Consider the following 6,883-nt stretch of genomic DNA (forward strand, 5'->3'; position numbering starts at 1 on the left):
CATCAGATATCTGATGGAGGGATATGCCATGAGCGACGTGCTGATTCGCGACGTACCCGACGATGTCCTCGCCGTGATCGACCAGCGAGCGGCTGGCCAAGGGCTGTCCAGGAGCGAATATCTGCGCCGGCAGCTCAGCCAAGAAGCTGGGCGTTCCGAAGCTACTGTCACTCTCGCAGATCTCCAGCGGTTGTCGGAGCTGGCTCGTGACCTGGAGGACCCCGAGGTCATGCGGCAGGCCTGGTCATGACGCCGACTCTCGACAACCGGCGCTGGTTGATCGACAAGTCAGCGCTGGTACGTCTGAGCGACGCTCCCGATTGGGAGGACTGGGCGAACCGCATCAACCGCGGGCTCGTGCACATCACCACCATGACCCTGCTCGAGGTCGGATTCTCTGCCAGATCTGCAGATGAGCATCGCTCGCTTCTGCAGCAGCCACCCGTCGCAGCAATGCCAGTGGAGAACGTGACCCCTGCGACTGAGCGTCGCGCCGTGGTTGTGCAGTCGCAGCTCGCTTCGGCAGGCCAGCATCGGGCACCTTCGGTGGCGGACCTGCTGATCGCCGCCACCGCTGAGCAGACCGGCCTCGTCCTTCTGCATCTGGACAAGGACTTCGAACTCATCGCCGATCTGACCGGGCAGCCGACGGAGCGGCTTGCTCAGACCTGAGTGAGGGGGAGTTGGAGCCAGCCGCCTACGTCTTGGCGGCCGGATTTGAGGGCTGCGGTTCGGGCGCCTTGGTTGGCGGTGTGGATGGTGCCGATCAGGATGCGGGTGCGGTCGGGGAGGGACTGGGCCAGGAGGGCGCTGAGGTGGCGGCCGTAGCCGTGGCCTCGGTGTTCCGGGGCCAGGACCAGTTCGCGGACCACGTACGCAGGCAGGCCCAGGGCGTCGTCGGGTTTGATGATCGCGGCGGCGTACCCGGCCCACTCGCCGTTCACGGTCACGTCGAACAGGAGGCCATCGGCGGCGGATTCCTGCAGATCATCGAGGTCCTCGATGACGGCTTCCTCGACGTGGTGCGGGTGGTCGGCGTCGACGGCGTCGTACGCGCGGCGGGCGTCGTCGTAGTGGTCGACGGTGCTCGCCTGGCGGAGCGCGAGGCCGGGCGGTACGTCGTACGGCTGGAGCTCGCTGATCGGTGCGCCGAGGAACCGGCGGTCGGGGGTGGTGCCGTCGAGGCCGACGTCCGCGGTCCAGAGGCGGACGTACAGCGGGTTGTGGATGCCGTAGTACTCGCGTGCCGCCGCGGCGATCGCGGGCAGGTCGTGCGGTTCCGGTGAGCGCGTCATCGGGGTCGCGTCGACGAACGGCCTGTCCAGGTTCATGTTCTCGAACCGCATGCTGAACATCACGCCCAGGTCGTTGCCTACAGCAACCCAACGGTTGAGCATCGACTCGGCGGGCTTGCCCGGCGCGAGCCGCTGCGCCCGAGCGGCGGCGATGTCCAGGTCCTCGGCGAGCAGGATGTCCAGCGCGGCGTGCTCCTCGGCGAGGATCGCGAGGCGGCGCGCGTCGTCCACCCACGTACGCGTGAGCGGATGCTGCCGCTCCAACGTCCAGCCCGCCAGCTCCTCAGCAGTAGGAATCACTCGTCCGCCCCAGCAGACGGCGCTTCCCCCTCCGCCGGACCGGACGAACCCGCGTCGGGTGTAGGTGGGGTGGGGGTTTGGCGGCGGGGACGGCGTTCGCCGGGAGGGCCTGCTCGGCGCGGGCGGGCGGGGGTGGCGGCGGCCTCGGCGGGGGCGAGGGGGTCGGGGTCCGGGGAGCCGGGTGGGCGGGGGCCCCAGGTTTCCGGGTCGGGGACGCCGGGTGGGAGGGTGCGGCGGCGGCTCGGGGCGCCGGCGGGGGCGTGGTCGGACTCGCCGGGTTCCTTCGCGCCGGGCCACGGTTTGGCGACCCGGGAAGCGAGCACGAACTCCTTGCGCAGCGGGTGCCCCTCGAACTCGTCCGGCAGCAGCAGCGTCGTCAGGTTCGGATGCCCGTCGAAGGCGATCCCGAACATCTCGTGCGTCTCCCGCTCGTGCCAGTTCGCCCCGGCGTACACGTCGGTCAGCGTCGGCAGTACGGCGTTGTCGCGCGGCACCAGCGTCCGTACGAGCAGGTGCTCGACGTGCGACCCGCCCCAGAAGTCCGCGAGATGCGACACAACCCGGAACCCGTCCTTGAGCTCGTCCGACGCACTCAGGAAGTCGAAGAACGTGAACCCGACCGCGTCCCGCAGCACCTCGTGCGCCGCGACCCACGACGCCGGCGGCACGTCGACGGCGGTCGGCCCGAAGCTGTCCGCCTGGGTGGCCGCGATCCCCGCGGCGGTCAGCGCCTGCAGTGCGTCCGAGGTCAAGGCTGCACCAGGCCCCGCGTCAGCGCGGCGGCCGTCGGCTCGTCGTACCGGCTCGCGACGGTCTCGCCGGCGATCTTCTCCTGGAGTTTGAGGATGCCCTGCAGCAGCGCCTCCGGCCGCGGCGGGCAGCCGGGCACGTACACGTCGACGGGGATGATCTGGTCGACACCCTTGGTCACGCAGTACGAGTCCCAGTACGGGCCGCCGGAGTTCGAGCAGGAGCCGAAACTGATCACGTACTTCGGCTCGGGCATCTGGTCGTACAGCCGCTTGATCGCCGGCGCCATCTTGTCCGTGACGGTGCCGGACACCACCATCAGGTCGGCCTGCCGCGGTCCGGGCGCGAACGGGATCACGCCGAGCCGGATGAAGTCGTGCCGGCCCATCGACGCGGCGATGAACTCGATCGCGCAACAGGCGAGCCCGAAGTTGAACACCCAGAGCGAGTACTTCCGGCCCCAGTTCAGCAGGTACCGCACCGGCTCCGGCGCGAGCTTCGTCAGCGCACCCACGGCCGGCCGTACGGTCGGCATCCCCAGCTCGGTCTCGGCCATGGTCTCAGCCTAGTCCGGCAATCTCTTCGGCGAGGATCTCCGGGTACTCGAGTGGCGCGTAGTGGCCGACGCCGTCGACCGGCCGGATCCGGACGTCGCTGTAGAAGTCGTCCACCCGGTCCGACCAGGCGCGCGGGAACAGCGGGTCGAACTCCGGCCAGAGCACCACGGTCGGTACGGCGATCCGGTCGTACGACGCCGGTGCCGACTCCGCGGCGGACACCGCGACCGCCCCGGCGCCTGCCCGGTACCACTGGATCGACGCTGTGAAGGCACCCGGCCGTGAATACGCATCCACGAGGTGATCCAGCTCCGGCTCGAAGCCAGGCCCGGACCAGTGCGTCCAGAAGTGCGTCAGGTACGCGCGAACTGCCTCGGGCTTCCCGTCGATCAGTTCCTCGATCATCGGCAACCGGTGGAAAGCCTGGTACCAGAACTCCGCCTGCGCCTGCTCCGAGAACACCCGCTTCCCGATCCCCGGCAGCGGCGGCGCGATCACCAGCCCCTCCACCAACTCGGGCCGGGTCCGGGCGATCCCCTGCGCGATCCGGCTGCCGATGTCGTACCCGGCGAACACGGGCCGTTCCAGCCCGAGCTCCTCCACCAGCGCGACGACGCTCCGGGCCTGTGCGTCCACGCCGTACTGCGCCGGATCCGCCGACGCGCCCTCGGACGCGCCGAACCCGCGCAGATCCGGCACCACCACCTCGCAACCCCGCTCCACGAGCAGCGGCGCCAGCACCCGATGGTCGGTCCGGTCCCCCGGCCAACCGTGCAGCAGGACGACTGCGTCGCCGTCGCCGGTCCGGTCGTACGCCAGCCTGAACCCGTCCACCGCAGCACTCAGCATGGGAATCATTGTTGACCACGCCCGATGCCAGGCCTACCTTGATTGAACAGGACTGAACAGGTCCTTTCACAAGGAGCCGGGATGACCGATCAGGTCGAGGTGCAGCAGACTCGCGCGCTCTCCGTCGAGAGCAACGGGCTGAACGTGATCGCGGATGCGGACCGGAAGGGCCGCCCGAGCCAGTTGTTCTGGCCGTGGTTCGGGGCCAACGTTTCGGTACTGGGGCTGAGTTACGGCGCGTTCGCGCTCGGGTTCGGGATCTCGTTCTGGCAGGCTGTGATCGCCGGGCTGATCGGAGTCGTGTTCTCGTTCCTGCTCTGCGGGCTGATCGCGCTGGCCGGAAAACGTGGTTCGGCGCCGACGATGGTGCTCAGCCGGGCCGCGTTCGGGGTCCGCGGAAACAAGCTTCCGTCGCTCGTTTCCTGGTTGCTGACGGTCGGCTGGGAGACCGTGCTGACGATTCTCGCGACGTTGGCGACGGCAACCGTTTTCGAACGGCTCGGCTGGGGCGGCGGCGCGCTGACCAAGGTGATCGCGCTCGTCGTGGTCGGTCTGCTGACGGTCGCGTGCGGCGTGCTCGGGTTCGACCTGATCATGCGGGCGCAGACGGTCATCACGATCGTGACCGGCGTACTCACGGTCGTCTACGTGGTCCTGGTCGCCGATCAGATCCACTGGAAGACGGTTTCGGCACTTCCGAACGGATCCGCGCAGGCCGTGATCGGCGCGCTCGTGTTCCTGATGACGGGCTTCGGGCTCGGCTGGGTGAACGCGGCCGCGGATTACTCGCGGTACCTCCCGCGCCGGGCGTCCAGCCGCGGCGTGGTCGGCTGGACGACGTTCGGCGGGTCGGTCGCTCCGGTCGTGCTGCTGGTGTTCGGTCTGTTGCTGGCCGGCTCGTCGAAGGACCTGAGTACGGCGATCGGCGCCGACCCGATCGGTGCGCTCGCGGCGGCGTTGCCGACCTGGTTCCTGGTGCCGTTCGTGGTCGTCGCGGTGCTCGGGCTGGTCGGTGGAGCCGTACTCGACATCTACTCGTCCGGGCTGGCGCTGCTGTCGCTCGGGCTGCCGGTCAAGCGGTACGTCGCGGCGTTCGTCGACGGCGTGGTGATGATCGCCGGGACGATCTACGTGGTGTTCTACGGCGGGAAGTTCCTCGGGCAGTTCCAGGGGTTCCTGATCACGCTCGGCGTACCGATCGCGGCCTGGTGCGGGATCGTCCTCGCCGACATCGCGACGCGCCGGCGCGACTACGCCGAGGACGACCTCTACCGGCCGACCGGGCGGTACGGCGACGTACGGTGGCTGCCGGTGCTGACGATGGTCGTTGCCACCGGCATCGGCTGGGGACTGGTGACGAACACGCTGGCGTCGTGGCTCACCTGGCAGGGGTATCTGCTCGGCGCGTTCGGGCTCGGCGGGAAGGGCGGCTCCTGGGCGTACGCGAACCTCGGCGTGCTGGTGGCGCTCGTGCTCGGGTTCGTCGCCCAGTGGTTCGGCGGGCGGGCCGCCGTACGGCGTCAGGAGGCGTGACCGGTGCTCGCGCTGATCGATCTGCAGCGGATCTTCGCGGATCCTTCTTCCCCGTGGACGACACCTGACTTCCGGCGGGTGGTGGAACCTGTGCGGGAGCTGATCACCATGTTCTCGCCGGAGGTGGTGTTCACGCGGTTCGTCGCGCCGGAGCAGCCCGCCGGAGCCTGGGTCGGGTACTACGAGACGTTTCCGTTCGCATTGCAACCGGCCGATGCCGACGCGTACCAGTTGGTGGACGAGTTCAAGGGCGCTCCAACTCTGGACAAGACGACGTTCGGTGCCTGGGGCCCCGAGTTGGCGGCGCGGGTCGACGGGCGGCTCGTGCTGGCCGGGGTGGCCACGGATTGTTGCGTGATCAGTACGGCACTGGCGGCGGTCGACGCCGGGGTGCAGGTGCAGGTCGTCGAGGAAGCCTGTGCCGGGTCGAGCGCGGAGAACCATGCGAAGGCGATCGACGTGATGCGGTTGTACGCGCCGATGCTGGAGATTGTGAGCGTGGAGCAGTTGCGATGATCCGGCTCAAGCACGAGCAGGTGGCTCGGGTCCTGGCACGGGAGATCAAGTCGGGCGTCGTACGGCGGGGTTCGCAGTTGCCGGGTGAGGTGGAGCTGGCGAAGCGGTTCTCGGTCAGCCGGAACACAGTTCGCGCCGCTCTGGCCGTCCTTGCCGAGGAAGACCTGATCGCGACGCGGACGGGGAAGGGTTCGTACGTACTGTTCGACGGCCGGCCGTTGGATGGGCGGCTGGGGTGGACGCACGCGCTGTCCGAGCAGGGCGTGCAGACGCGGATGCGGACGGTCCGGATCGAGCTCGAGGACGACCCCGGCCTGGCCGCGCGATTCGAGCTCGATTCGCCGTCCTTCGTCGTGATCGAGCGCGTCCGGCAGCTCACGGACGGTACGTCGATCTCTCTCGAACGGAGCCGGATCCCCGCTCTCGACACGTTGCGGGACCTGCCCGAACGCGGCCTCGACAACGGCTCCATCAGCGTCACGCTCAACCGCGCGGGCCTGTACCTCGACCACTGCGAACAACGCCTCCGCGGCCGCCCACTCACCCCCGTCGAAGCCGGCCATCTCGAACGCCCCGAAGGCACCTGGTTCCTGCACACCACCCGGACCAGCTGGACCGCCACCGACCAGTTCGCCGAGTACGCCGACGAGCTCCTCGACCCCACCCACTACGAACTGAACCTCACCTACAACAGCTGAATCGGGTGCCTAAGGGGGTAGTTGCCCAGGGCATAGGGAGTAGTGCTGATGTGTGGGGTCTCCTCAGAGACGGACTGTTTTCCCAGCAGCGAGAAGCAGCCGGAGGAGATCATGTTCGTTTACTCGACCGCCGCGGTACAGGCGGAGATGAAGTACCGCCAGGACCGCATCCGTCGCGACTTCCAGCGTCCCTTGTGGTTCCGTAAGCGCGCACCGCAGCTACCGCAGCCCTGCGCGCCCGAGCTCCGGGCCCGGCCCGCGATGTGACCGCACGTTCACCCCCGAAGCCCGTTCCCTCCCCCGGCGGGGGGGGGGGGGGGGGGGGGGGGGGGGGGGAGGGGGGGGGGAGGGGGGGAGGAGGGGGGGGGGGGGAGGGGGAAGGGGG

At 69.1% G+C, this 6,883-nt stretch carries 10 protein-coding genes; 6 read left to right on the top strand and 4 right to left on the bottom strand.

The annotated features are described in order from the left end of the window. Positions 1-28 precede the first annotated feature (28 nt). Together vapB and ACZ5BU_RS06060 are read left to right on the top strand one after the other, a co-directional pair. Positions 29-250: a type II toxin-antitoxin system VapB family antitoxin gene (gene vapB / locus ACZ5BU_RS06055; RefSeq protein ID WP_465695896.1), complete on the top strand. Its 222-nt coding sequence runs from the start codon at positions 29-31 to the stop codon at positions 248-250. Then, positions 247-672 (top strand): PIN domain-containing protein, encoded by a 426-nt coding sequence (locus tag ACZ5BU_RS06060; RefSeq protein ID WP_465695898.1) that lies wholly within the window; start codon positions 247-249, stop codon positions 670-672. The genes vapB and ACZ5BU_RS06060 overlap by 4 nt, the downstream gene beginning before the upstream one ends. Here ACZ5BU_RS06060 and ACZ5BU_RS06065 read toward each other — a convergent pair. The 4 genes from ACZ5BU_RS06065 to ACZ5BU_RS06080 are packed head-to-tail and all read right to left on the bottom strand — an operon-like array spanning position 663 to position 3,751. Then, positions 663-1,595 carry a GNAT family N-acetyltransferase gene (locus ACZ5BU_RS06065; RefSeq protein WP_465695900.1) on the bottom strand — a complete coding sequence of 311 codons (933 nt, stop codon included), beginning with the start codon at positions 1,593-1,595 and terminating at the stop codon, positions 663-665. The two genes, ACZ5BU_RS06060 and ACZ5BU_RS06065, sit on opposite strands and share 10 nt — an antisense overlap. Then, on the bottom strand, positions 1,592-2,347 hold the full coding sequence (locus ACZ5BU_RS06070) for an NADH-quinone oxidoreductase subunit C (protein WP_465695902.1): 756 nt from the start codon (positions 2,345-2,347) through the stop codon (positions 1,592-1,594). The genes ACZ5BU_RS06065 and ACZ5BU_RS06070 overlap by 4 nt, the downstream gene beginning before the upstream one ends. Next, positions 2,344-2,901, bottom strand: a complete 558-nt coding sequence (locus tag ACZ5BU_RS06075; RefSeq protein ID WP_465695904.1) for an NADH-quinone oxidoreductase subunit B — start codon at positions 2,899-2,901, stop codon at positions 2,344-2,346. The genes ACZ5BU_RS06070 and ACZ5BU_RS06075 overlap by 4 nt, the downstream gene beginning before the upstream one ends. Before the next feature lie 4 nt (positions 2,902-2,905). Further along, a complete protein-coding gene (locus tag ACZ5BU_RS06080; protein WP_465695906.1) occupies positions 2,906-3,751 on the bottom strand; it encodes an alpha/beta fold hydrolase in 846 nt (281 codons plus the stop codon). An 81-nt stretch (positions 3,752-3,832) separates the two neighbouring features. Between ACZ5BU_RS06080 and ACZ5BU_RS06085 the strand changes: the two genes are divergently transcribed. The 4 genes from ACZ5BU_RS06085 to ACZ5BU_RS06100 all read left to right on the top strand — a co-directional run bounded on the left by ACZ5BU_RS06085 (position 3,833) and on the right by ACZ5BU_RS06100 (position 6,765). After that, the gene (locus ACZ5BU_RS06085; RefSeq protein WP_465695908.1) at positions 3,833-5,284 is read left to right on the top strand and encodes a purine-cytosine permease family protein; all 1,452 of its coding nucleotides are present in this window, start codon (positions 3,833-3,835) and stop codon (positions 5,282-5,284) included. Between the two features lie 3 nt (positions 5,285-5,287). Further along, positions 5,288-5,800 carry a cysteine hydrolase family protein gene (locus tag ACZ5BU_RS06090; RefSeq protein WP_465695909.1) on the top strand — a complete coding sequence of 171 codons (513 nt, stop codon included), beginning with the start codon at positions 5,288-5,290 and terminating at the stop codon, positions 5,798-5,800. Beyond that, positions 5,797-6,498 carry a GntR family transcriptional regulator gene (locus ACZ5BU_RS06095; protein WP_465695910.1) on the top strand — a complete coding sequence of 234 codons (702 nt, stop codon included), beginning with the start codon at positions 5,797-5,799 and terminating at the stop codon, positions 6,496-6,498. Before ACZ5BU_RS06090 ends, ACZ5BU_RS06095 begins: the two co-directional genes overlap by 4 nt. A gap of 111 nt (positions 6,499-6,609) precedes the next feature. Further along, on the top strand, positions 6,610-6,765 hold the full coding sequence (locus tag ACZ5BU_RS06100) for a hypothetical protein (protein WP_465695911.1): 156 nt from the start codon (positions 6,610-6,612) through the stop codon (positions 6,763-6,765). The last annotated feature ends 118 nt before the right edge of the window (positions 6,766-6,883 follow it).

This window comes from Kribbella sp. NPDC031520, assembly GCF_055580825.1.